The 23,509-nt window shown below is 61.8% G+C and carries 25 protein-coding genes; 11 read left to right on the top strand and 14 right to left on the bottom strand.

Going from position 1 to position 23,509, the window contains the following annotated elements; all coding sequences use genetic code 11:
• The first annotated feature begins 2 nt into the window (after nucleotides 1-2).
• Nucleotides 3-2,609, top strand: coding sequence for an aminopeptidase N (gene pepN, locus RQH14_RS11210; RefSeq protein ID WP_311213326.1), 2,607 nt, complete (start codon nucleotides 3-5; stop codon nucleotides 2,607-2,609).
• A 14-nt stretch (nucleotides 2,610-2,623) separates the two neighbouring features.
• On the opposite strand, the gene RQH14_RS11205 is transcribed toward pepN, so the two are convergent.
• The 5 genes from RQH14_RS11205 to RQH14_RS11185 all read right to left on the bottom strand — a co-directional run bounded on the left by RQH14_RS11205 (nucleotide 2,624) and on the right by RQH14_RS11185 (nucleotide 6,619).
• Complete coding sequence (locus RQH14_RS11205; RefSeq protein ID WP_396136292.1) at nucleotides 2,624-3,733, bottom strand: biotin/lipoate A/B protein ligase family protein; 1,110 nt, start codon at nucleotides 3,731-3,733, stop codon at nucleotides 2,624-2,626.
• Nucleotides 3,734-3,809: 76 nt separating this feature from the next.
• Complete coding sequence (locus RQH14_RS11200) at nucleotides 3,810-4,067, bottom strand: type B 50S ribosomal protein L31 (RefSeq protein ID WP_089595095.1); 258 nt, start codon at nucleotides 4,065-4,067, stop codon at nucleotides 3,810-3,812.
• Nucleotides 4,068-4,209: 142 nt separating this feature from the next.
• On the bottom strand, nucleotides 4,210-5,019 hold the full coding sequence (locus RQH14_RS11195; RefSeq protein ID WP_311213324.1) for an RNA methyltransferase: 810 nt from the start codon (nucleotides 5,017-5,019) through the stop codon (nucleotides 4,210-4,212).
• 7 nt (nucleotides 5,020-5,026) lie between these two features.
• Entirely contained in the window at nucleotides 5,027-5,812 is a 786-nt protein-coding gene (locus RQH14_RS11190; protein ID WP_311213323.1) for a sulfite exporter TauE/SafE family protein, read from the bottom strand.
• A gap of 21 nt (nucleotides 5,813-5,833) precedes the next feature.
• Entirely contained in the window at nucleotides 5,834-6,619 is a 786-nt protein-coding gene (locus tag RQH14_RS11185) for an ABC transporter ATP-binding protein (protein WP_311213322.1), read from the bottom strand.
• A 111-nt stretch (nucleotides 6,620-6,730) separates the two neighbouring features.
• Between RQH14_RS11185 and serB the strand changes: the two genes are divergently transcribed.
• Both serB and RQH14_RS11175 read left to right on the top strand, forming a co-directional pair.
• A complete protein-coding gene (gene serB / locus RQH14_RS11180) occupies nucleotides 6,731-7,624 on the top strand; it encodes a phosphoserine phosphatase SerB (protein WP_311213321.1) in 894 nt (297 codons plus the stop codon).
• 317 nt (nucleotides 7,625-7,941) lie between these two features.
• Nucleotides 7,942-8,538 carry a hypothetical protein gene (locus tag RQH14_RS11175; RefSeq protein WP_311213320.1) on the top strand — a complete coding sequence of 199 codons (597 nt, stop codon included), beginning with the start codon at nucleotides 7,942-7,944 and terminating at the stop codon, nucleotides 8,536-8,538.
• A 90-nt stretch (nucleotides 8,539-8,628) separates the two neighbouring features.
• Here the strand turns inward: RQH14_RS11175 and RQH14_RS11170 are convergent, their stop codons facing one another.
• The 3 genes from RQH14_RS11170 to RQH14_RS11160 all read right to left on the bottom strand — a co-directional run bounded on the left by RQH14_RS11170 (nucleotide 8,629) and on the right by RQH14_RS11160 (nucleotide 11,999).
• Entirely contained in the window at nucleotides 8,629-10,128 is a 1,500-nt protein-coding gene (locus RQH14_RS11170) for a sugar ABC transporter ATP-binding protein (RefSeq protein WP_311213319.1), read from the bottom strand.
• Nucleotides 10,129-10,410: 282 nt separating this feature from the next.
• On the bottom strand, nucleotides 10,411-11,163 hold the full coding sequence (locus tag RQH14_RS11165; protein ID WP_311213318.1) for an SDR family oxidoreductase: 753 nt from the start codon (nucleotides 11,161-11,163) through the stop codon (nucleotides 10,411-10,413).
• A gap of 110 nt (nucleotides 11,164-11,273) precedes the next feature.
• Complete coding sequence (locus RQH14_RS11160; protein ID WP_311213317.1) at nucleotides 11,274-11,999, bottom strand: beta-ketoacyl-ACP reductase; 726 nt, start codon at nucleotides 11,997-11,999, stop codon at nucleotides 11,274-11,276.
• Between the two features lie 153 nt (nucleotides 12,000-12,152).
• Between RQH14_RS11160 and RQH14_RS11155 the strand changes: the two genes are divergently transcribed.
• From RQH14_RS11155 to RQH14_RS11140, 4 genes are read left to right on the top strand one after another with little or no spacing between them, the layout of a single operon-like run.
• Complete coding sequence (locus tag RQH14_RS11155) at nucleotides 12,153-12,650, top strand: DUF3099 domain-containing protein (protein WP_311213316.1); 498 nt, start codon at nucleotides 12,153-12,155, stop codon at nucleotides 12,648-12,650.
• Entirely contained in the window at nucleotides 12,647-12,922 is a 276-nt protein-coding gene (locus tag RQH14_RS11150; protein ID WP_311213315.1) for a hypothetical protein, read from the top strand. The genes RQH14_RS11155 and RQH14_RS11150 overlap by 4 nt, the downstream gene beginning before the upstream one ends.
• Nucleotides 12,923-13,789, top strand: a complete 867-nt coding sequence (locus RQH14_RS11145) for an SURF1 family protein (RefSeq protein ID WP_311213314.1) — start codon at nucleotides 12,923-12,925, stop codon at nucleotides 13,787-13,789.
• The gene (locus tag RQH14_RS11140; RefSeq protein WP_311213313.1) at nucleotides 13,790-14,257 is read left to right on the top strand and encodes a YbaK/EbsC family protein; all 468 of its coding nucleotides are present in this window, start codon (nucleotides 13,790-13,792) and stop codon (nucleotides 14,255-14,257) included. It begins immediately after the preceding gene.
• Between the two features lie 178 nt (nucleotides 14,258-14,435).
• On the opposite strand, the gene RQH14_RS11135 is transcribed toward RQH14_RS11140, so the two are convergent.
• Complete coding sequence (locus RQH14_RS11135) at nucleotides 14,436-16,034, bottom strand: ABC-F family ATP-binding cassette domain-containing protein (RefSeq protein ID WP_311213312.1); 1,599 nt, start codon at nucleotides 16,032-16,034, stop codon at nucleotides 14,436-14,438.
• Nucleotides 16,035-16,314: 280 nt separating this feature from the next.
• On the opposite strand from RQH14_RS11135, the gene RQH14_RS11130 reads away from it, so the two are divergent.
• Genes RQH14_RS11130 through RQH14_RS11120 form a run of 3 tightly spaced genes read left to right on the top strand, consistent with a single transcriptional unit; the run spans nucleotide 16,315 to nucleotide 18,311 of the window.
• Nucleotides 16,315-16,932: a biotin transporter BioY gene (locus RQH14_RS11130; protein ID WP_311213311.1), complete on the top strand. Its 618-nt coding sequence runs from the start codon at nucleotides 16,315-16,317 to the stop codon at nucleotides 16,930-16,932.
• Nucleotides 16,933-16,950: 18 nt separating this feature from the next.
• Nucleotides 16,951-17,688 carry an ABC transporter ATP-binding protein gene (locus RQH14_RS11125; RefSeq protein ID WP_311213310.1) on the top strand — a complete coding sequence of 246 codons (738 nt, stop codon included), beginning with the start codon at nucleotides 16,951-16,953 and terminating at the stop codon, nucleotides 17,686-17,688.
• Complete coding sequence (locus RQH14_RS11120) at nucleotides 17,685-18,311, top strand: energy-coupling factor transporter transmembrane component T (protein WP_311213309.1); 627 nt, start codon at nucleotides 17,685-17,687, stop codon at nucleotides 18,309-18,311. Before RQH14_RS11125 ends, RQH14_RS11120 begins: the two co-directional genes overlap by 4 nt.
• Before the next feature lie 13 nt (nucleotides 18,312-18,324).
• Here RQH14_RS11120 and RQH14_RS11115 read toward each other — a convergent pair whose 3' ends face one another.
• Together RQH14_RS11115 and RQH14_RS11110 are read right to left on the bottom strand one after the other, a co-directional pair.
• Entirely contained in the window at nucleotides 18,325-19,548 is a 1,224-nt protein-coding gene (locus RQH14_RS11115; protein WP_311213308.1) for a thiolase family protein, read from the bottom strand.
• Complete coding sequence (locus tag RQH14_RS11110) at nucleotides 19,520-20,911, bottom strand: AMP-binding protein (protein WP_311213307.1); 1,392 nt, start codon at nucleotides 20,909-20,911, stop codon at nucleotides 19,520-19,522. The genes RQH14_RS11115 and RQH14_RS11110 overlap by 29 nt, the downstream gene beginning before the upstream one ends.
• A gap of 61 nt (nucleotides 20,912-20,972) precedes the next feature.
• Between RQH14_RS11110 and RQH14_RS11105 the strand changes: the two genes are divergently transcribed.
• Nucleotides 20,973-21,872 carry a neutral zinc metallopeptidase gene (locus tag RQH14_RS11105; protein ID WP_311213306.1) on the top strand — a complete coding sequence of 300 codons (900 nt, stop codon included), beginning with the start codon at nucleotides 20,973-20,975 and terminating at the stop codon, nucleotides 21,870-21,872.
• Nucleotides 21,873-21,960: 88 nt separating this feature from the next.
• On the opposite strand, the gene RQH14_RS11100 is transcribed toward RQH14_RS11105, so the two are convergent.
• The 3 genes from RQH14_RS11100 to RQH14_RS11090 are packed head-to-tail and all read right to left on the bottom strand — an operon-like array spanning nucleotide 21,961 to nucleotide 23,492.
• Nucleotides 21,961-22,293: a metal-sulfur cluster assembly factor gene (locus RQH14_RS11100; protein ID WP_089595078.1), complete on the bottom strand. Its 333-nt coding sequence runs from the start codon at nucleotides 22,291-22,293 to the stop codon at nucleotides 21,961-21,963.
• 13 nt (nucleotides 22,294-22,306) lie between these two features.
• Nucleotides 22,307-23,092, bottom strand: a complete 786-nt coding sequence (sufC, locus tag RQH14_RS11095; protein WP_089595077.1) for a Fe-S cluster assembly ATPase SufC — start codon at nucleotides 23,090-23,092, stop codon at nucleotides 22,307-22,309.
• A 43-nt stretch (nucleotides 23,093-23,135) separates the two neighbouring features.
• Nucleotides 23,136-23,492: a non-heme iron oxygenase ferredoxin subunit gene (locus RQH14_RS11090; RefSeq protein ID WP_311213305.1), complete on the bottom strand. Its 357-nt coding sequence runs from the start codon at nucleotides 23,490-23,492 to the stop codon at nucleotides 23,136-23,138.
• Between the last annotated feature and the right edge of the window lie 17 nt (nucleotides 23,493-23,509).

The following is a 23,509-nucleotide window of genomic DNA, read 5'->3' as shown; positions in this document are numbered from 1 at the left end:
GTGTGTCGAATCACAATCTATCGCGCGATGAAGCCGCTACCCGTTCAGCCCTGATCACCACCCACAGCTACGACGTCACCCTCGATGTCCGCGACGCGGAAGATCCCGCCGTTTCCGGTTACCCGAGTACCAGCACCATCACTTTTTCAGCCGAGCCGGGCTCTGCCACCTTCCTGGATTTCATCCATGGTGGCGTGCAGTCGGTGGTGCTGAACGGCCAGGCGTTGGAGGTCGGATCGGTAGTGGATCGCGACAGGATCATCCTGGATGGACTGGCGGCCGACAACACGGTCACCGTGACCGGCACAGGCCTCTACAGCCGCTCCGGCGAGGGCATGCACCGCTTTGTTGATCCCGCCGACGGCCAGTGCTACCTCTACACCCAGTACGAACCCGCGGACAGCCGCCGCGTCTTCGCCAACTTCGAACAGCCGGACCTCAAAGCCAGGTTTACCTTTCACGTGATCGCTCCGGCCGGCTGGGAAGTTGCGTCCAACGGAGTTGAGGAACTGCGGACACCGGAGGCTGGTGACACCCGCTCCGCGCGCTGGGATTTCGCCACAACCCAACGCATGTCCACGTACATCACCACCATGCTCGCGGGGCCCTACTTCAAGGCAACAGATCACTGGGGAACAATCTTCGACGGCGACACCCGCCTTGACGTGCCGCTGGCACTTTACTGCCGGGCCTCGTTGGCGGAGTCCTTCGATGCCGACGAACTGTTCCGGTTGACCAAGAGCGGGCTGGCCTTCTTCAACGAGCTCTTCGACTACCCCTACCCGTGGGGTAAGTATGATCAGGCCTTCGTGCCCGAATACAACCTCGGAGCCATGGAAAACCCCGGGCTGGTCACTTTCACGGAAAAGTATGTCTACGCCTCCCGCGCCACCGATGCCCAGTACCAGGCCCGCGCCAACACCTTGATGCATGAGATGGCGCACATGTGGTTCGGCGACCTCGTGACCATGAACTGGTGGGACGACCTCTGGCTCAAGGAATCGTTCGCCGACTACATGGGGACACTTGGCGTGGACCGTGCCACCGATTGGGACACCGCCTGGGTGAACTTCGCCAACAAGCGCAAAGCATGGGCCTATGTCCAGGACCAACTGCCCACCACGCACCCGATTGTGGCCGACATCCCGGACCTGGAAGCAGCCAAGCAGAACTTTGATGGGATCACCTATGCCAAGGGTGCCTCGGTCCTGAAGCAACTGGTGGCCTACGTCGGCTTTGATGCTTTCATTGCCGGCTCCCGTCAGTATTTCCGGGACCATGCGTTCGGCAACACGTCCCTCCAGGATCTCCTCCGTGCACTCAGCACCGCTTCAGGAAGGGACCTTGGGGACTGGGCCCGTCAATGGCTTCAGGCGTCCGGAATCTCCACCATCTCGGCAGAAATAGTGGACGACGGCGGCGTCTTTGGCGCCGTGACGCTTCGGCAGGACGCCATCGACCCCATCACGGGTCATCAGGAACTCCGGCCCCATCGGCTGCGTCTGGGTCTGTACGACGCTGACGCTTCGGGCCTGCTCGTGCGGTCAGAGAGCCATGAGGTGGATGTGGCGGGGCCCAGTACGTTGGTGCCCCAACTGAACGGTAAGCGCCGTCCTGCCTTGCTGCTGGTGAACGACGATGACCTGAGCTATGCCAAGGTCCGACTGGATCCGGGTTCCGAACACACTGTCCGGACCTCGCTCGATAAAATCACCGATCCCATGGCCCGCGCCCTGTGTTGGACCGCATTGTGGGATTCTGCCCGTGACGGTGTGACGCCTGCCGTGCGCTACGTGGCCGCAGTGGAGCAGTTCGCGTCCTCGGAGACCGGCATCGGGGTCCTGTTGAACGTGCTCGGCAATGCCTCCGGCGCCATTGAACGATACGTTCCGGCGGCAGCCCGTGAAGGGGTACGCAAAGACTTCCTCGCAGTAGTTGCGGCCAGGATGAAAGCAGCGGCCCCCGGCTCCGATCATCAGCTGGCATGGGCCAGGACCTTGGCGGACGTGTCCCGGCATGGGGACAGTGAACTTCCCTTGCTGCGTGGAATCCTGGAAGGCGGCACCGTCATTGACGGACTTGCAGTCGACGCAGAACTGCGGTGGAGCTTCTGGCAGGCCCTCTCTGCCCAGGGGCAGGCGTCACGCGCCGAATTGGACCGCGAACTGCAGGCCGATAAGACAGCGTCAGGCAGGGAGGGCCACGCCCTGGCATCGGCCGCCGTGCCGGATGCCGCAGTCAAGTCAGCTGCTTGGGATTCCACGGTTAACAGCACTGGGCTGTCCAACGAGATCCTGAGCGCAACAATCACCGGTTTCGCCACGGCGCCGGGGTTCCTGCTGGAACCGTATGTGGAACGCTACTTCGACTGCATGGAGCAGGTATGGGCGGAACGCAGCATCGAGATTGCCGGAAGGATTGTGCGCGGCTTGTTCCCGGGCGCCCAGGACCTGGCCGAAGGCATGCAGCCTTCGGAGCACGCGGTCCTGGTGCGGACAGATGATTGGCTGACGACGCACACCGGCGCTCCCCGAGCACTGCGCCGAATCGTCATAGAGCAGCGAAGCCACTTGGTGCGGGCGCTCACGGCACAAGCTGCAGGGGTGTAGTTCCCGCCGGCAGGCTACGGAACCCGGTTCAACCATTCGTCGGTGCCGAACTTCGTCTCTACGCGTTTCCTCGCCTCACCGAGCTCGGCCTCGGTGAGGCGGGACTCCTCAGCGCCATAACGTTCCACGAAGACCTCCTGCATGGCCCCGAGGATGGCCGCGCGGGCCAGCCCCGTTTGGCGTCGAAGCGGATCAACACGCTTCTTGGCGCTGCGTGTCCCCTTGTCCGAGAGCTTTTCCTTGCCGATGCGAAGGACATCCACCATCTTTTCGGCATCGATGTCGTAGCTCATGGTGACGTGGTGGAGCATGCCACCGTTCGCGAGGCGCTTCTGTGCTGCGCCTCCGATCTTGCCTTGTTCGGTAGCGATGTCATTGAGGGGAACGTAGAAAGCAGTGATGCCCAGTTTCTCCAAGGCTGCCATTACCCAGGCATCCAGGAACGCGTAGGAGTCGGCAAAACTGATGCCGTCCACCAAGGTCTGGGGCAGGTAGAGGGAATAGGTGATGCAATTGCCGGCCTCCATGAACATGGCCCCGCCACCGCTGATGCGCCGCACCACCGTTATGCCGTGGCGGGCTACTCCGTCCGGGTCCACCTCGTTCCGCACCGACTGGAAGCTGCCGATCACCACGGATGGCTCCTCCCAATCCCAGAAGCGCAGCGTGGGATTGCGCAGTCCGGCACCTACCTCCTCTGTGAGGACCTCGTCCAGGGCGACGTTCACCTGGGTGGGCAGGACCGACGGTGGGATGACTTCCCACTGGTGGTCGGCCCAGCTTGTGGCTTTGGCCAGCGCGCGGCGGACGGTGACAGCTACGGCTTCCGCGGAGAACCCGAACAGTACGGCATCCCTGGGCAGCCCCGCGGTGACGGCTGCAGCGATATCTGCTGCCGTTGCATTGTCCGGAAGTCCGGTGAGAGCCGTATTGATGGCCTGCAGGGCCTCGTCCGGTTCCAGGAAAAAGTCACCGCTCAGGGAGACGTTGGCGAACCTCCCTGCCACGACGTCCAGGTCAACTACCACCAGTTTGCCGCCGGGTACTTTATATTCGCCGTGAAGGCGGTTATCGGCGTCGTTGATGGTGGGTTGCTGCTCAGCGCTGGAAGTCATGCTTTCCATCTTGCCGGAAAACGCAAAAGCCCGCATTGCCGGGGATCCGGCAATGCGGGCTGTGAAAGCCTTGGGGTGAAGTGGGTTACTTCGTGCCGCCGAAGCCCTTGAAGCGGGCGTTGAAGCGCTCGACGCGGCCAGCGGAGTCCATGATGCGCTGCTTGCCCGTGTAGAACGGGTGGGACTCCGAAGAGATTTCGACGTCGATAACCGGGTAGGTGTTTCCGTCTTCCCACTCGATGGTCTTCGAGGAAGACACGGTGGACTTGGTCAGGAACTGCGTACCGGAAGCCAGGTCGTTGAAAACAACAGCTTCGTACTTCGGGTGGATATCAGACTTCATAATGGGACCTTTTGTTCACGCAACTGGATTTTGCCAGCTGCCAGGTATGAATGGAGGTGGTCCGGTTGTTGCAGGATAAATAATCCAGCTGCCGGGCCAACAACCAATCATAGCGGAAAGCGTGCCGCCAGACGAACCGCGATCAGTCCCGTGGGCGGAGCTCCCAGAAGGCCACCGCCGAGGCAGCGGCGACGTTGAGTGAGTCAACGCCGGCACGCATGGGGATCTTGACCGCGAGGTCAGCCGCGGCCAACGTGTCCTGGCTCATGCCGGGACCCTCTGTACCGAGTACCAAGGCCAGTTTGGGATACTGCTTTGCCGCAAGATCGTCCAGATCCAACGCGTCCTCGGTCAACTCCATTGCCGCCACGGTGAAGCCTTGCTCCTTGAGCCGCTCCAGGTCCCCGGGCCAACTTTCCAGGCGCGCCCAGGGAACCTGGAAGACCGTGCCCATGCTGACCCGGACACTGCGCCTGTAGAGGGGATCTCCACAGCGTGGAGAGACCAGGACGGCGTCAACCCCAAGGGCAGCAGCGGACCTGAAGATGGCTCCCACATTGGTGTGGTCAACGATGTCCTCGAGCACGGCCACGCGCCGCGCGTTCGCCAGGAGCTCTTCCAGCGGAACGGGCGCGGGCCGGTGCATCGCCGCCATGGCGCCGCGGTGCAGATGGAACCCCGTGATCTCCTCGAGCAGGGAAGCCTTGCCAATGAAGACCGGAACGTCAGGAAAAGCCTGGAAAACGTCGTCCAGATCCTCCAGCCATTTCTCGGCCAGGAAGAAGGACCGTGGCTGGTGTCCCGCGGCCAGCGCCCGCCGCAGCACCCGGGACGATTCCGCGATGTACATGCCTTCCTCGGGCTCGCGCAGCTTTCGCAGATGCACATCGGTGAGCGTGGTGTAGTCCGCCACACGGGGATCGTCTGCGGACTCGAGATAGTGAAAGGTCACCGGGAGATTATTTCAGCAGGTTGGCGATCATGAAGCCAAGGGCCACGATGCCCAGGGTGAAAATGACCGCCCTGAGGATTCGCGGCGAAAGCTTTCGGCCAACCCTCGAGCCCACAAGACCGCCGATGGTTGAGCTGACAGCAATGAGCAGGACCACAAGCCAGTTGATGCGGTCGAAGGCAAAGATCAGGTATGAGATGGCTGCCACCATGTTCACGCCCAGTACCAGGAAGTTCTTCATGGCATTGGCGTTTTGCATGGTTCCCGCCATGAACACACCGAGGATGCCTACCAACAAGATCCCCTGGGCTGCTACGAAATAGCCACCGTAAACGCCTGCGAGGTAGACGAGCGCGACCAGGAGGATGCCGTGGCTGCGGTCCCGGATGGCGTGCTCGGGGTTCTCTTCCCGGCTGCGCACCCACGCCTGCAGCTTGGGCTGGAACACCACCATGAGCAGTGCCACCACCAGCAGGACTGGGGCAACGTAGTGGAACACTTTCTCCGGCAGGTGCAGCAGAAGCCACGCGCCGGTGATGCCGCCCAGCAGCGAGGCCGGCAGCAATTTCATCAACTGCCGCCCCCTGCCCGCCAATTCGCGGCGGTAACCCCACGCCCCCGCCGCTGTACCTGCCACGAGGCCCATCGCATTGCTCATGGACGCAACTACGGGAGTGATGCCAATGGCGATGAGCACGGGGAAGGTTACGAGAGTGCCGGAACCGACCACCGCGTTGATGGTGCCGGCCCACAGGCCCGCGAAAAAGACCAGGATGCTACTAAGAATGTCCACTGTTGACTATATGCTTCCGGCTTAGCGACGGGCAGTAGCGGTGTAGCGCCCGGCGTTTTCTGATACGTCCAAGGGCAGGCCGAACGTGCTGCTGAGGTGCTCGTCGGTGAGCACTTCCTTGATGGGGCCCGCAGCAACCACTCCACCTTCGCGGAGCAGCATGGCATGGGTGAAACCAGGCGGAACTTCTTCGAGGTGGTGGGTGACCAGGACCATCGCGGGTGCCGCTTCATCGCTGGCGAGCTCGCCGAGTTTGTGCACCAGTTCCTCCCGGCCGCCGAGGTCCAGACCCGCTGCCGGCTCATCCAGGAGCAACAGTTCGGGGTCCGTCATGAGGGCGCGGGCAATCTGAACACGCTTGCGCTCCCCTTCGGACAACGTGGCAAAGGTCCGGTTGAGCAGCGGGCCCATCCCCCAGTCGTTCAGGAGCCCAAAGGCGCGTCGTTCGTCGTCGCGCTCGTAGCCTTCACGCCACCGGCCGGTGACACCGTAGGCGGCGGTGACCACCACGTTCAGGACGTTCTCGTGCTCGGGAATCTGGGTAGCAAGCGCAGCAGAAGAGAGTCCGATCCGGGGGCGGAGTTCGAAGACGTCAACGCGGCCCAGGACCTCGTCCAGGATCCCGGCTTTTCCGCTGCTGGGGTGGAGCCGGGCCGCAGCAATTTGGAGAAGGGTGGTCTTGCCGGCGCCGTTCGGTCCCAGGATGACCCAGCGTTCCCCTTCGTTGACCTGCCAGTCAACCTTGTCCAGCAGGGTTTTCTTGCCTCGGACAACGCTGACGGAAGCCAATTCCAGAACATCACTCATAGCAGTAGACACTAGGACAAAAATGCATATGACTGATAACCGGTCACTTCGCGGTGTTTGCCAGCCGAAACGAATTCGGGTGGATACGCTGCCCTCAGTAGGATTGGGGCCATGACTTCGAACTTGGCTGCGGTCAGCTATGGCGTGAATTTGTCCCCCTCATCCCTCGTTAAGCTTCGGAAGGTACTTGCTGACGCCGGCGTCGAAGTGTCGTCGGAATCACAGGGTGGCGACCACCGCTTCAGTGTCATGACTGCCGGTCTTGCCGCGGGTGCGGAGACCTTGGCGGATCTTGAAACAGTGCGGCGACACGTTGCTGCGATAGCCAGTGAGGGTATTGATACAGCCATTGTTCCCGAAGGCCTGCGCCAGGCGCCCCGGAAGCTCCTCATCATGGATGTCGATTCCACGCTCATCCAGCAAGAAGTCATTGAATTGCTGGCAGCCCACGCAGGCAAGCGCGAGGAAGTCGCCGCTGTCACCGAGGCCGCCATGCGCGGTGAGTTGGACTTCGCCCAGAGTCTCCATGCCCGGGTTGCCGTGCTCGCAGGGTTGCCCGTGGCGGTCGTCGAGTCAGTCCGGCAAGAGGTGCGCCTCAGCCTTGGTGCTGCAGAACTCGTGTCCGCCTTCAAGGAAGAAGGCCACGTTGTGGCGGTGGTGTCAGGCGGCTTCAACCAGATCCTTCGTCCCATTGCCGCGGACCTTGGACTGGACTATTGGATCGCCAATGAGCTCGAAATCGTCGACGGCGTGTTGACGGGCAAGGTGCTTGGCGCTGTGATCGACCGGGCGGCCAAAGAAAAGTACTTGCGTGAGTGGGCAGCGGCGGAGGGCATCAGTCTTGAGCACACCATCGCCGTAGGCGACGGTGCCAATGACCTGGACATGCTCAGTGCGGCAGGAATTGGTATTGCGTTCAATGCCAAGCCGGCTGTTCGTGCGGTGGCGGATGCTGCAATCAACATGCCCTACCTTGACGCCGTCCGGCATATCGCCAACGTCTGATTCCTGCTTTGCCCCCCGCCGGCCGTGACCCCCGGCGGCCCGCACATAGCAGCGGGCAGCTTTTGCGCGCCCAAAAAGTACTGCACTCACTCTGCGCTGTTCTTCGGCCTGTGGCGTGAAACAACAATGTAGATTTCGTGACGCGGATATTCAAATAATTTATCGAATCGTCATTAATTGCGCATTCTTTGCCGTGGATTCCATGGCAAATGTACATTCATTCCGTTTGCCGGTAATTGATGTGTAGAGTGAAAAACTCGATGAAGAAATCCGTGGAACATGCGGCAGTCTGAATGACGGAAGTGCAGGGTCAGTAAGTGAACCGTTCGGAGCGTACGTGGAAATGGTGGAAACGCAGCGAAGGATTTGAACCCCTTCCAACACCTCTCCACGAGATCATTCGTGAACGGCACCCTGACGCGGTGGCAACGGGAATGGTTCCCAACCAATGGGACTCCGGACCCGGCATGACGTCCCACCCGGAAATTCCGTCCGTCTATTTCATGGCTGCCAGTGATGAAACCACAGAACAGGAAGAACTGATCATGAGCTCACTTGATGAAGCTACGAAACAACTGCTCTCCATTGAAGGCGCCACAGGTGCGGCCATTGTCGACTACACCAGCGGAATGGCACTGGCGCAGGGCGGCAACCCAGGCTTCGACCTCGGAGTCGCCGCTGCTGGAAACTCCAATGTTGTCAGTTCCAAGCTCCGGACCATGGCGGACCTCGGACTGGACGGCACCATTGAGGACGTCCTCATCACCCTGGATACGCAGTACCACCTGATCAATGTCCTGAATTCGGCGGGGTCCAAGGGGCTCTTTGTGTACCTGGTGCTGGACCGGAACTATGCGAACCTGGCGCTGGCACGCCACAAGCTCAACAACATCGCCAAGGCCGTGGCCATCTGATCCCAGGGCGTTAACGAATGAGGGGCGGCCGCGAGTATCGCAGCCGCCCCTCATTCGTCGGTCAAGCATTCGTCGGTCAAGCAGGATATATCAAACCTTCACGCGGCGGGCCTCGCTGCCGCCCGCTTCAAACTTAACCCCCAGCATGTGGTGCACAAGGACATCCTCATTGGTGTTGGCATTGGCATCGATGGTGACAAGTTCCCCGTCCCTCATGACGCCAATCCGGTGGCACCAGTTGACCATCTCGGAGAGGTCTGAGGACAGGAGAATGATGGCCACACCGGTTTTGCTGAGCTGCGTCAGCATCTTGTAGACGATTTCTTTTGCCCCAATGTCAATCCCGCGGCTGGGGTGACTCAGGATCAGGACGTCACAGTCGGTGGAGATCCATCGGGCCAGTTCCACCTTCTGGCGGTCGCCTCCGGAAAGCGTGGAGAGGTCGCCTTGGATGTTGGTGGTATTGATGCGCATACGGTGCACTACATCAGCCACACCCCTGAGGTGGGTGATCTCATCCCGCAGGCTTTCAGCGCCCGCCCCGGCACCTTGGTGAAGCCCCTCCGCAATGCTGGTCCCGGGCACTAAGGTATCGGCATCCGGCGAGTAGCCGATCTTCAACCGCTGCGCATCCTGGGGCCCGCGGATCTGGACGTGGCTACCGTTCAGGGAGATCGTTCCAGAGGTGGAGGGATGGATGCCCGCCAGTGCTGCTATGAGTTGATAGACGCCGGATCTATGGGTTCCGACCAGGCCGAAGATTTCGCCTTTGGCCACGCTAAAGCTCACGTCACGGACCTTTTCCTCCACGCTGAGGTTGGAGATCCGCAGGGCCTCTCCCCCGGGCGCCGGGCCGGAGGGCCGGGAAGTCGGCTCCAGTTCCTGCTGCAGCAGGAGGAAGGCAAGTTCATCGACGTCGGTTTGGCTGGCCTCCACGATCTTGTGCACCTTGCCGTCCCGCATGACGGCGATGCGGTGGGCTATGGAACGGACCTCATCAAGGCGATGGGTAATGTAAATGATGGCCCGGCCCTGCCGTGTCAGCATTCTCAGCACCTGATGCAAAACCGCGACATCGTGGTCCGGAAGTGACGCGGCCACTTCGTCCATGATCACCAGTTGGGCTTCCTCAGCCACCATTCGGAGGACCTCCACCAGGGCCTGTTCGGCTCGAATCAGCGTTCCGACCTTCGCGTCAGGGTCCATGCTGATGCCGATGTCCCGGATCAGCTTGCCCGCTTGATCTCGGAGTTCCCCGTGTGTCCGGCCCGACTGGAAGGTCCCGCGAAAGATGGCCTCGGTGATGGTCAGCGCCGGGTCTATGTGGAAGTTCTGGGGAATCAGTCCCACTCCGCAGGCCTGTGCTTCTGCGATGGAATCCGGCATGTATTTTTCACCGGCCAGGGTGATTCGCCCATGGTCGTGCTTGAGGGATCCGGCCAGGACGCCCATCAGGGTGGTCTTGCCGGCGCCGTTGGTTCCAATCAATCCCAGGATTTCGCCGCGATGCAACGAAAGCCCAACACCCTTGAGGATGCGCCGTTGATCGTATGATGCGTGAATATCATCAGCATGTAATAACAGGTCCAAAGAAGCTCCTAAGGCATGCATAAACCCGCCCATTGTGGTTTATGCAACGTGCTGACAACTACGTGCGAGGCTGCCTTGGAGAGTCAACCAGAAGGATTCACATAATGCAAAGCCAATTTTGCAAAACAATCATTGCCATTTCGTGACGCAAGAATCTGCATTATTTATCAAACTGGTACTCAACGCGTGGGAGTTTAATCCGGCACTGTGGCCTTATACGGCTGGGGCTTAAACAACTGTGGCCCGGAAACAACGTTCCGGGCCACAGCTATGGGGTACTGATCACTCGGCGGTCTTGCCGAAGTAGTCGGCACCGCCAACATATTCCGTGTGTCCGGATTCGACGTCCGCAGTGGCCATCTTGGCAACCTCGGCAGCGAACTCCTCCACGGAGTAAAGCTTGCCTGCCTCGGCACGGCGCGCTTCGATGGCTCCCGGGTTGGACCGATCCAGCAGGGTGGCGGTCACTGTGCCCTCGATCATGTCACCGGAGACCACCACCAGCGAGATTCCCTTCTCCGCGAGGTGGGGAATCAGTTCACGCAGGGCGTCCTCCCCGGCGCGCTTGCTCTTCGCGACGGGCTCGTACTCCGGCATTGTGGGAACAGTCTCCACGAAATGCGCCTGGTGGCTGGTCACGAAAACGACGCGCGAACCCTCAGGCATGAGCGGAACGGCCGCGTTGAGCATGTTGACCTGGGCATCGCGGTTGAGCTTGAGGGCGTATCCCTCTTCCATGCCCGATTCCATGCCGCCTGAAGCGTTCAGCACCAAGACGTCAAGGGATCCGAACTCCTCCATGGCTTTGCTGGCGAGGGCGTGAACGCCTTCATCGGTGGTGAGGTCTGCGCCCACGGCAGCCGCACGGCCACCTGCTTCCTGGATGCCGGCCACTACCTTATTGGCGCGGGGCGCCTTTTGCCGGTAGTTGACGACGACGGCGGCACCCTCGCCTGCGAGGATCTTGGCAACTTCGGCGCCAATTCCACGGGAAGATCCCGTGACGATGGCGGTCTTGTTATCCAGCGTTCCCATTCATGCTCCTTTTGTTCACTTCATCCAAATTCCGTGGGCCTCGCCTTCCATCATGCCAGCGGCAAGGACGAAATCGCTTGTGGGCCCCGGACAAAAAACCGCTCTTCAGGCTAGTGGCCCATACCCAGGCCACCATCTACCGGGATCACAGCCCCTGAGATGTAGGCGGCTTCGTCGCTGGCAACCCAGCGCACCACGTCAGCTACCTCGGAGGCCTCGGCAAAACGACCTGCAGGAACGTTGGCCAGGTAGGCCTTCTGGGTGTCTTCGGGCAATTCGGCCGTCATGTCAGTGTTGATGAAGCCGGGCGCCACCACGTTGGCCGTGATGCCCCGGCTGCCGAGCTCACGGGTCAGGGACCGTGCGATGCCGACCATGCCGGCCTTGGAAGCGGAATAGTTGATCTGGCCGGGTGCGCCGTAGAGGCCGGAGACGGATGAAATGAGGACCACGCGGCCCTTACGGAGCCGGATCATTCCTTTGGACGCCCGCTTTATCACACGAAATGCGCCGGTGAGGTTGGTATCAAGGACCGAGGTGAAGTCGTCTTCGCTCATGCGGAGCAGGAGCGTGTCCTTGGTGATGCCGGCATTGGCAACCAAGACTTCAACGGGTCCATGGGCTTCTTCGACAATCTTGAAAGCAGCGTCAACGGAGGCCTCATCCGTGACATCGGCCTTAACGCCCAGGATGCCTTCGGGCAGCTTTGTTTCACTTCGGTAGGTCACCGCCACCTTGTCGCCGTTGGCAAGGAACGATTCTGCAATGGCCAGGCCAATGCCGCGGTTGCCGCCGGTGATCAAGACGCTGCGGCCGGTTGTGACTGCTTCAGACATGCTGTGGCTCCAGGTTCCGCGGCATCGAAGTGCCGCATTGAAGGGGGATTTTCCTGTGACGATCTTATCTGCCGCCCATCCCAACCCGTGGGTAACCACCAACCTGCGCGGTTTGGGCGGTTAGGGCCTTGGTGAGAGAATTGGGATAGGCCTTTGGAGCGTGATGATTCAGTTGTGACACGAGAAAACAGTCCCCTGCAGCAAGTGCCCGGGGAACCGGACGCTTTTTCCGGCGACCCCGAGGTCCACAGCATCACGGACGCCGCCGCCGCTCACTCCGAGGACATGCGGGAGCGCATGATCAAGTACGCGGTGGCCATGGGGATCCGAATGGTCTGTATCGTCCTCATTTTCGTGGTTGATGGATGGTTCAAGATCATTGCGATCGCCGGCGCAGTTTTCCTCCCTTGGATCGCCGTTGTCATCGCCAACGGGAATGACAAGGCGGAGGACCACAGCGAGTCATTGCTGGACTACGTGGCTGTCCCCGAAATCGAGCGCTCCTCCCAGCCGGAAGAAGCACCTGCCGATGGACCCACGGTGCTCCAAGGCGAGCTGGTGGACGACGAACCAACCAGCAATCCAGGCGGTCCTACAACGGGACCTGCAAGCGAGGCCGGATACCCCGGCGACGAACGGGCGGCTTCATGAACATCTTCAACCTTGGCGGCGCGGATGCGGCCGGCCAGGACTCCGAACGCGCCACGGCTCCGGCGGTGTGCTCCCGGAAGGGGTGCCGGACCGGTGCCCAGTGGCAACTCCTATGGAACAACCCGCGTATCCACACTCCGGAACGGCGCAAGGTATGGCTTTCCTGCGGAGACCACCGGGAGTGGTTGGAGGAATACCTGACCACCCGGGGCCTGTGGAAAGAAACCCTCGCCTTCACAGCGGGCGAAGCTGCAGCGAACGAGGCCGGCTGAATGTACCGCTTCCTCTTCTCCAGCAAGTGGCTGGGGTACTTTGTCCTGGCTGTCATTTTTGCCACCGCATGTGTTTTCCTGGGCCGCTGGCAGATGGACCGCCGCGCTGAGACTTTGGCGGAAATCAATCGCGTGGTGAGCAACTACTCGGCCACGCCTATCCCTTACGCGGAAATCAAGGACCAGTTCAACACCCTGGATCCTGAACGGGAATGGACCCAGGTCCAGCTGCGCGGCAGCTACGACCCGGACGGCCAGCGGGTCGTCCGAAACCGCCCGCTCAACGGCCAGCCAGGTTACGACGTCGTGGTTCCCTTCCGGCTCACCACCGGCGAAGCGGTGGTGATTGACCGTGGTTGGCTGCCCATCGGCAACAACACTCCCGGCCGTCCCGATGTTGTACCGGCCCCACCAACGGGCCAGGTTACCGTGGTGGCGCGCCTCAAACCCGCTGAACCCAAGTTGGACCGTGGAGCGGTGGACGGGCAGCTGGCCTCGATAGACCTGGCCAGTTTCGCCGGCGAGCTCCCCTACCCCATCGCCACCGGGGCCTACGGGCAGCTGGCCAGTGAAGACCCTGCAGTTCAACCGATGCCCACGCCCTTCCCTAAACCGGCAACCGAAGAGGGGACGCACCTTTCCTACTCCCTGCAGTGGTTTGCGTTCGGTGTCCTGATGTTCATCGGGTTCGGCTACGCAGCACGGCAACAGGCCCGCAACGCGGCCATCGACGCCGAAGAGGAAGAGGATGAGCAGATCATCGCCGCCGGTGGCACGCCGAAGAAGCGTACTCCGGCTCCCCGGAAGAGCAAGCGCGCTACGTCCGAAGAAGAGGAAGACGCCATCCTGGATGCCCAAGGCTACTGAGTGATTCCGGAACCCGTACTCAACGTAAAGTCAGCCCTGGCAGCGGCCGGAGCCCAGGACACGGTTCGGATCTTCGAGGACAAGGTCCCGACGGCGGCCGCCGCTGCTGCCGTGCTGGGATGTGCCGTCGCTGCAATCACCAACAGCCTGATCTTCGAGCTGGACGGCGCACCGTTCCTCATCCTTGCCAGTGGAGCAGCCAAAGTTGATACGGCACTGGTGGCTAAGCAGCTTGGGACCGGAAAGATCCGCCGTGCCAAGCCGGAATTCGTGCTGGAGCACACCGGCCAGGAAGTAGGCGGAGTGGCGCCAGTGGGCCATCCCAAGAAACTAAGAACCATCTTGGACACCTCACTTCACGAACATGCTGTCCTCTGGGCCGGAGCAGGAGACCACAACTCCATGTTCTCCATCGGCTACGAAGAACTGGCACGAATCACGAGCGCGGAACCCCTGCAGGTTCGATAAATCGCATGGGGTGACTTGGCCACCAGCGGAGTGGAGGGGTTGATGTGCGTAGCGTGCGTCTAAGCGAGGAACGAGCGAGCACGCGGCACATCAAGCGCGCCGCGCAGCGGAACCCAACCACACGCGCCGCGCAGCGGAACCCAACCACACGCGCCGCGCAGCGGACCGCCAAGCAGGCCTATGCCAGCGTAATCAGGTCCAGGTAGTCCTCGTTCCAGTGGTCCTCCACGCCATCCGGAAGCAGCACAACACGCTCCGGGTTCAGTGCGGACACAGCGCCTTCGTCGTGGCTGACCATGACGACGGCGCCGCTGTAGTTCTTGAGTGCGCCCAGGATCTCCGCGCGGCTGGCGGGGTCCAGGTTGTTGGTGGGCTCGTCGAGGAGGAGAACGTTGGCGCTGGAAGCCACGATGGTGGCGAGGGCCAAGCGGGTCTTCTCACCACCGGAGAGAACGCCTGCGGGCTTATCGACGTCGTCGCCGGAGAAAAGGAACGAACCAAGGATGCCGCGGACTTCGGCATCCTTCATGTCCGGCGCGGATGAGCGCATATTTTCCAGGACGGTGCGATCGACGTCGAGCGTCTCATGTTCCTGGGCGTAGTAGCCCACTTTGAGGCCATGGCCGGGAATGATGTCGCCCGTATCCGGTTTGTCGACGCCTGCCAGCATGCGCAGCAGGGTAGTCTTGCCGGCACCGTTGAGACCAAGGATGACTACCTTGGAACCGCGGTCGATGGCGAGGTCCACGTCCGTGAAGATTTCCAGCGAACCGTAAGACTTGCTGAGGCCTTCCGCGGTGAGCGGAGTCTTGCCGCAGGGAGAGGGATCCGGGAAGCGCAGTGCGGCCACGCGGTCGTTCTCGCGTACAGCCTCCAACCCGCTCAAAAGCCGCTCAGCACGCTTGGCCATGTTTTGGGCAGCGACAGCCTTGGTGGCCTTGGCACGCATTTTGTTGGCCTGGTCGATCAGGACCTGGGCCTTCTTCTCAGCGTTGGCACGTTCGCGCTTCCTTGCGCGCTCGTCCGTTTCGCGCTGGAGCTGGTAGCGCTTCCAGTCCATGTTGTAGTAATCGATCTGGGCGCGGTTGGCATCCAGCAGATACACCTTGTTGACCGTTGCTTCCAGCAGTTCGGTGTCGTGGCTGATCACGATCAGGCCACCCTGGTGGTTCTTCAGGAAGTCGCGCAGCCACGTGATGGAGTCGGCATCGAGGTGGTTGGTCGGTTCGTCGAGGAGCAAGGTCTCGGCGTCGGAGTACAGGATGCGCGCCAATTCCACGCGGCGGCGCTGGCCACCGGAAAGAGTCTTCAGCGGCTGGTTGAGGAGTCGGTCCGGCAGTGCGAGGTTGGAGGAGATCGCGGCGGCTTCAGCTTCGGCCGCATAGCCGCCACCGGCCAGGAATTCAGCTTCCAGTCGGTCGTAGCGGTTCATGGCTTTGCGCTGGACGGATGCGTCGTCGCTGGCCATGTCATCGTGGGCTTTTTTGAGCTTGCCTACCACGACGTCCAGGCCACGCGCGGAGAGGATGCGGTCGCGGGCGAGCTGCTCCATGTCCGGGGTCCGCGGGTCCTGCGGAAGGTAGCCGATTTCACCGGTGCGGGTGACCTTGCCGCCTGCGGGAAGGCCTTCGCCGGCGAGGACCCGGGTGAGGGTGGTCTTGCCGGCACCGTTACGTCCGACGAGTCCAATCTTGTCCCCTTTGTCCACCCTGAAGTTGACCTGGTCCATGAGCAGGCGTGCGCCGGCGCGGAGTTCGAGGTCCTGGACGGTAATCAATTCGGGTGATGCCTTTCAATGGGGAACGCTCGCGGGGACCGGTGGGTCCGATAAGTGCGGCGGGATGCGGCTGTGAGAACAGCCTGTTCAAGTCTACCGGTACCCTGGCCGCGGGGTGACATCGGGCCCCGACGGGGGAAACTGTGCCAACGGCCAAACAATTCCGGGCCGGCTTTGTGGGAAGGCTCCAAAATTCCACGTCCGCTGCATCCGTATTCTCAGGAACAGGGGAAGAAAGCTCCACATTCATCGCATCGCACCACACCTGATTGGACCCGTCATGAGCCAGACCAACTCTGCCGCTGTGCAGCACAAGCCAACGTCCCGTAAACGGTGGACGGCCACCGACCTCGGGCTCATTGCGGTTTTCGCGGCCCTCGTGGCAGTCTCCGCGATCGTTCCCGGCATCCCGGTAGGCGCCCTTGGCGTGCCCATCACTCTGGTGACCCTGACAGTGATGCTCAGCGGATTGGTGCTGGGCGCCGGGCGCGGCTTTGCCGCCGTCGGGCTTTATGTGCTGCTGGGTTTGGCGGGGCTGCCGATCTTCAGCGGCGGCCGCAGCGGATTGGGTATCCTGGCGACTCCCTCCGCAGGCTACATCGTTGCGTTCCCTTTGGCTGCAGCAGCCACCGGCTACCTCGCGGCCATCGTCATCCGCCGGACAGTCAAGTTCCGGGCCCTCTGGTTGTTTGCCGCCACCATGGTGAGCAGCATCGTCATCATCCATGGGCTGGGCGTGGTGGGCATGATGGTCAACGCCAGGTTGGACTTCGCCAAAGCCTTCCTCGCCGACCTTCCCTTTGTCCCCGGAGATATCATTAAGAACGTCCTGGCCGTCATCATCGCCATGGCAATCCACAAGGCCTTCCCGGATGTCCTGGTACGCCGGGTCAAGTAAAGCGGGAACAATCACTCCATGAATTCCATCAGTTTCAGCAGGGTTTCGGTGCGTGTCGCCGTCGATGGCAGCGACACGCCCAAGACCCTGCTGCACGATTTTTCCCTTGAACTGACCGAACGCCGGATCGGAGTGATCGGTGCCAACGGATCCGGGAAGTCCACCCTGCTACGGCTCATGAATGGCTTGGTTGAACCGTCCGAAGGCAGCGTGGAGGTTAACGGCGATGACACTGTTGCCGCCGTGCGCCGTGTCCGGGCCAACGTCGGTTTTGTTTTTACCGATCCTTTGTCCCAACTGGTGATGCCCACAGGGCGCGAAGACGTGGAGCTTTCTTTACGCCGTTCCATCAAGAACTCCAAAGAGCGGGCGGCCCGGGCAGAAACAGTCCTGGATCGTTTTGGGCTGCTGCACTTGGCCGATCAGAGCATTTACGAACTGTCCGGTGGTGAACGGCAGTTGCTGGCCCTTGCCGCAGTCCTGGCCGTCGATCCCACGGTGCTGGTGCTCGACGAACCGTCCACCCTCCTGGACCTCCGGAACCGAGAACTCTTGCGGCATACGGTGGCCGGCCTGGATCAACAAGTGATCATGTCAACGCATGATCTCGACCTGGCGCTGGACATGGACCGGGTGTTGGTGGTGGAGTCCGGACGCATTGTGTTCGACGGTGGTGCTGCCGAAGGCGTCGCCCGCTATCGTGAGCTATGTGCGGCTCCCCTGCCCGGCGCCCGCTTGGGTGATGTGTCCAGGTGAGAGGCCATGGATTCCTGATCGCCAACTACGTTCGCGGCAACTCGATCATCCACCGAACTCCCCTGTGGCTGAAATTCCTGGTGGTGGCGGCTTGTGGAGCGGCGTCGTTCCTCATTGTCGACTGGGCCGTTTCGCTGGCAATCTTCGCCGTCATGTGTGGGCTGTTCATGCTGACAGGAGCCGGCTTCCGCCGCCTTCTGCGGGCCATCTGGTTGGTGGCTCCCATCCTGCTGGTCATTGGGCTCTTCCAGTGGTGGCAACTCGGCGGGCCCACCGCGGCGCGCATCGTGTTGAACGTGCTCGTGTGTGTGGTGGCAGCTTCTGTCCTGACCGCAACTACCCCCGTGCAGGAACTGCTGGACGGTGTGGTGGCACTGGCTAAACCGTTCCGGCGTTTCGGTGCCGACCCTGAACGTTTTGCGTTGACCATCGCGGTGATGCTCAGGAGCATTCCCTTTATTGCCGGTGCCTTCTCTGACGTGCGGGACTCAGCGCGGGCGCGGGGGCTTGAACGCAATCCTCGTGCACTGGTTCTGCCCGTCTTCATCACCACTGTTGCGTACGCGCGCCAAACCGGTGACGCTTTGGCAGCCCGCGGGCTGGGCGAACCGGAGCGCGACTAAACCCGAAGGAGGCCTAGAGCCTGGCGTACTGCAGGAGAGCGGCGGTTCCCATGCCCCCTGCAATACTGATCATTGCCAACGCCAGCGGGAACTCGCCCTGCTGTGAGCAACTGCGGCGTGCTTGGGCCATCAGCCGCGTCACCAGGACCGCTCCCGAGGCTCCGTAGCCATGGCCTAAAGCAAGTGCTCCGCCATCAAGGTTTGCCTTCTGAGGATCTACGCCCAAATACTCCAGGCATGCGATGGTTTGGGAAGCGAACGCCTCGTTGAACTCCACCAGATCAATTTCATCTGCGGCCACTCCGTGGCGATCCAGGAGCTGTTTGGCCGCGTAGGCTCCTCCGATACCCAGGAGTTCCGGATCAATGCCGGTGGTATCGCACCCCAGCACCAACAATCCGTCGGTGGCCCCCATGGTGCGGGCACGCTTCAGTGACGTGATGACGACGGCGGATGCTGCGTCCGCGTCGAAGCAGGAGTTCGCTGCCGTGACCGTTCCGCCGGACACGAATGCTGCAGGGAATCTGGCCATCAACGGTGCCCGCAAGGTCGCCCGGGGGCCGTCGTCGGCATCCACCGTTTTTTCGTCCCACTTCAGGGGAACGATTTCCGCCGAGAAAGAGCCTGTCCTGGCCGCTTCAACGGCACGGCGATGGCTCCGGAGCGCATACTCGTCCTGACTCAGACGTGCCACGCCGAATTCGCGGGCAACGTTCTCGGCGGCAACACCCATGTCAGGGTCGCCAAACTCCGGCGGCACAAAGCTGGCCCGGGAGTAGAAGTCGAGTTCGCCGTCGTCGTTCCTGTTGGCCCTTGCCGGGGCGGTACTGATGCTTTCAACGCCGCCCGCCAGGAACAGCGGATCACCGCCGGCCGCCACCAGGCGGGACGCCAGCGCAATGGCATCCAGGCCTGAGCCGCATTGCCGGTCAACGGTGATCCCGGGCACGCTGATGGGCAGGCCGGCCTGGAGGGCTGCGAACCGGGCCACGTTCCCACCGCCGCCCACGGCGTTGCCCACGATGACGTCGTCCACGTCCGCCGGGTCCACGCCTGCTGTTTCCACGAGGGAAGTCAGCACGGGTGCCAGGAGGTCCGGGGCGCGGAGATGCTTGAGCTGGCCGTTGGCCCGGCAAATCGGAGATCGAAGCGCGGCGATAATGACGGGTTGCCGGGACTCGTCGGGTTCTCTGGCGGAGTCGTCGCCGCTATCCAAGAAGCTGCGCCCGCGGGTCATGGTTTTTGATCCAGTCCAGGAGCACTTTTCTGCTGACTTTGCCCCGGTCGGTCAGGGGCAACTCCGCCAACAAGTAGTACTGAAGCGGCCACTTGTCCCGTGCCAGCAGACCATCCAGTCCGGTGCGGAGTTGGGTGGCTGTGACCGCACCGCAGGCAGGCACGACGCCGGCGATCACCTTTTGGCCACGGATATCGTCCGGCGCTCCGGCCGCAACAGCGCCATCCACGCCGGGCACCGAGGCGACGGCGAGCTCCACCTCATGCGGGTAGACGTTCTTTCCCGAAGTGATGATCATGTCCGAGCGCCGGCCAAGGATGTGCAGGGTGCCCTTCTCGAGGAAACCCTGATCCCCTACGGTGTACCAGCCGTCGAGGCATCTCAGGGCCTGTCCATCGTCTCCCCACAGGTAGCCGTTGCTGACCATTCCGCTGCGAACGCTGATATTGCCGTGCCCGCCGTCCGGCAGTGGCTTCCCGGCGTCGTCGAGGATGTTCAGTTCGACACCCGGGAAAGGCGAGCCAATGCCGGTACCACCGGCGTCCATCGGTTCTCCCGCAGCCAGGCGGGTGCCGGAAACAAAGCTCAGTTCGGAAGCGCCGTAATACTCGTAGATGGCCGCTCGGGGCGCCCACCGCCGGGCCGCCTCCAAGGTTCGGGCGTCCAACTTGGAACCGGCACAGATGATGCTGCGGATTCCTGAAGCGTCAACGTCTCCTGCCAATCCCCGTTCGCTGAGCAACCGCAGCGCAGTGGGCGCGAGGACCAATCGCGTGATGCCGTCGTGACTGATGGCTGAGTGGGCGTCCCCCACGTCGAAGGATTCGAGAGTGTGAAACGCGGCACCCGCGTACAGGCACTCCGAGAGCGCGTACAGATTCAGGCTGGCTGACAGAGGGCCGGGCGCAAGTGTGCGGTCGTCCTGTGCGAGGCCGAAGAACTCGATGGATGCCTCGAAGGACATTTGCCAGGAGCGGCGGGACCTGGTGAAGGCTTTGGGGACGGAGGTAGTTCCCGAAGTAAGGCCGATGAGGAAGGTACTGGACGGGTCCCCGTCCGATAAGCCGGTCTCGACGGGTTTGGTGGTCCCGGCGATGCGCGACGTGACTTCTTCGATCATCGGAAGCGGCCATTCGGGGTCGAGCACGGCGCAGCGCCGCTCCCCCGCCACCGCTGCCGTGTAGCGCTCCACAAAGCGAACGGAGTTGGGCTCGGCGAGAACAGCAGTAGTGGTCGCATCGCCCAGCAGCGCTGCTGCGGCGTCGCGGAGTCCCGCCCAGGTGAGCCGGCTGCTGCCCACGACGACCGCGGTGTCGTGGGGGCGCTCATCGGCCCAGAGCTGAAGTTTGTCCAGGAAAGGCATCCACACAATTTTACGGCAGTGTCAGGCCCCGGGCACCAATAGTGACGTCTATTCTGACTGTATGAGTTTCAATGACGGCGCACAGCTTGACCCCTCCCAAGTGGAGGACCGACGTGGCAGTGGAATGGGCCGCGGGACCAAGATCGGCGGTGGCATTGGCGGCGGGATTGTGGTGCTGCTGCTGGCTCTCTTCGGCATAAACCCCAACATCCTGGGTGACCTGACAGGCAGCGGAACCCAGCCGCCCGCCGTCGAAAGTGGCGGCGCCGGAGGTGTCCAGGAATGCCAGACAGGCGCTGACGCGGACAAACGGTTGGACTGCCGGATCACCGGAACGGTGAACAGCCTGAACGCTTTCTGGCCTGGCTACCTTGCCGACTACAACGTCCAGTACCCACGGCCCAAGACCGTCATCTTCAGTGAGGCCACCAACACCGGCTGCGGTGCAGCTACCAGCGCCGTGGGTCCGTTCTATTGCCCCGCAGACACCACCGCATATTTCGACCCTGGCTTTTTCGACGAACTGGTGACCCGCTTTGGTTCCTCCGGAGGACCGCTGGCACAGGAGTATGTCGTGGCCCACGAGTTCGGGCACCATGTCCAAAATGTCCTCGGAAGCCTGGACCAGGCACAGCAGGATCCCCAAGGTCCGCAGTCGGGCGCCGTCAGGGTGGAACTGCAGGCTGACTGCTATGCGGGTTTGTGGGTCAGGCACGCAACGACGCAAACGGATGCCAGCGGCAAACCCTTCCTTGATCCCCTGACCGAGCAGGATCTGCAGGATGCGCTCTCTGCTGCTTCCGCGGTCGGCGATGACCGCATCCAGGAGGCGGCTACGGGCCGCGTCTCTCCTGAGTCATGGACTCACGGCTCCAGCGAGCAGCGGCAGAAATGGTTCTATCAGGGCTACACCACGGGCGACATCAACAAGTGCGACACGTTTGGGGTAGCCACGCCGTAAGGTAGCGGCCAAACGACAAAGGAAGGGTTCCGGGCCAATGGCCCGGAACCCTTCCCTATGCCCGCCGGAAGCGGGCAGAAATGGCTGATCAGATGTTGAAGCCGAGGGCCCGCATCTGGTCCTTGCCGTCATCGGTGATCCGCTCGGGACCCCATGGCGGCATCCATACCCAGTTAAGGCGCCAATCATCAACCACGCCGTCAAGGGACTTGCCAACCTGCTCTTCGAGCACGTCCGTCAGCGGGCAAGCCGCAGTGGTCAGTGTCATGTCGATCAGGAGAGCGCCGTCGTCGTCGGAATACTTCAGTCCGTAAAGAAGGCCCAAGTCCACAATGTTGACTCCGAGTTCGGGGTCAATGACGTCCTTGAGCGCTTCCTCGACGTCCTCGAGGCTGGTGCGCGCCGTGTTGATTTCGGTCATGGAACGATCCTAACTAGGCCTGCACGGCAGGAGCAACGGCAACGCCGGCGCCTGGGGCGTAGCGGTCGTAGCCTTCGTCTTCAAGACGGTCGGCGAGCTCGGGGCCGCCCTCTTCAACAACCTTGCCGTCAACGAATACGTGAACGAAGTCCGGCTTGATGTAGCGCAGGATGCGGGTGTAGTGGGTGATGAGCAGGGTGCCCATGTTGCCCTCTTCGTGAGCGCGGTTAACGCCCTCGGAGACGACCTTCAAGGCGTCCACGTCAAGGCCGGAGTCGGTCTCGTCGAGGATGGCGAACTTCGGCTTGAAGAGTTCGAGCTGAAGGATCTCAACACGCTTCTTCTCACCACCGGAGAAGCCTTCGTTGACATTGCGCTGTGCGAAGTCGGCGTCGATACGGAGCTGCTGCATGGCAGCCTTGACGTCCTTGGTCCACGTGCGCAGGGCCGGTGCTTCGCCGTCGATTGCGGTCTTGGCGGTCCGCAGGAAGTTGGTCATGGTGACACCGGGAACCTCTACCGGGTACTGCATGGCCAGGAAGACGCCTGCGCGGGCGCGCTCGTCGACACTCATTTCCAACACGTTCTCACCATCCAGCGTGATGGTGCCGCTGGTGACGTTGTAGCGCGGGTGCCCGGCAATGGTGGAGGCGAGGGTGGACTTGCCCGAGCCGTTGGGGCCCATGATGGCGTGCGTTTCACCGGTCTTGATGGTGAGGCTGACGCCCTTCAGGATCTCCTTGGTGCCCTGCTCCGTCTCGATGCTGACGTGCAGGTCCTTGATTTCAAGAGTTGACATGCTCTTCTTTCTTTCCGTTCGTAAGTCTGGCGGTACTGGGCGCTCAGTAGTGATCTACCGAAGCGCCGTTCACAACGTTGGTCACGTCCACATACACGTCGTCTCCGTCGATGGTGACGGCGAAAACAGGGACGGGGTCGTAAGCAGGCAGCTGGAGCGGCTGTCCGCTGCGGAGGTCAAACTGGGAACCGTGGCCCCAGCACTCGATCGCGCAGCCTTCAACCTCACCCTCGGACAAAGAGATGTCCGCGTGCGAGCAGGTATCGGCGATGGCGTGGATCTCGCCCATCGAGTCCTTGACGATGGCTATGGGGTAGTCATCAATCAGGACGCGCAGCGCTTGCTTGACCTGGATGTCATTGGCGTTGCATACCAGTTCGCCTTTGGTTTCTTCACTCATTGTTGCTCTGCCTGGCC

The organism is Arthrobacter sp. WCS2018Hpa-7 (genome assembly GCF_031843805.1).
In the GTDB taxonomy this organism is placed as follows: Bacteria; Actinomycetota; Actinomycetes; order Actinomycetales; family Micrococcaceae; genus Arthrobacter.
The sequence above is the reverse complement of the archived record's forward strand: the minus strand, read 5'-3'. Positions and strand labels throughout refer to the sequence as shown.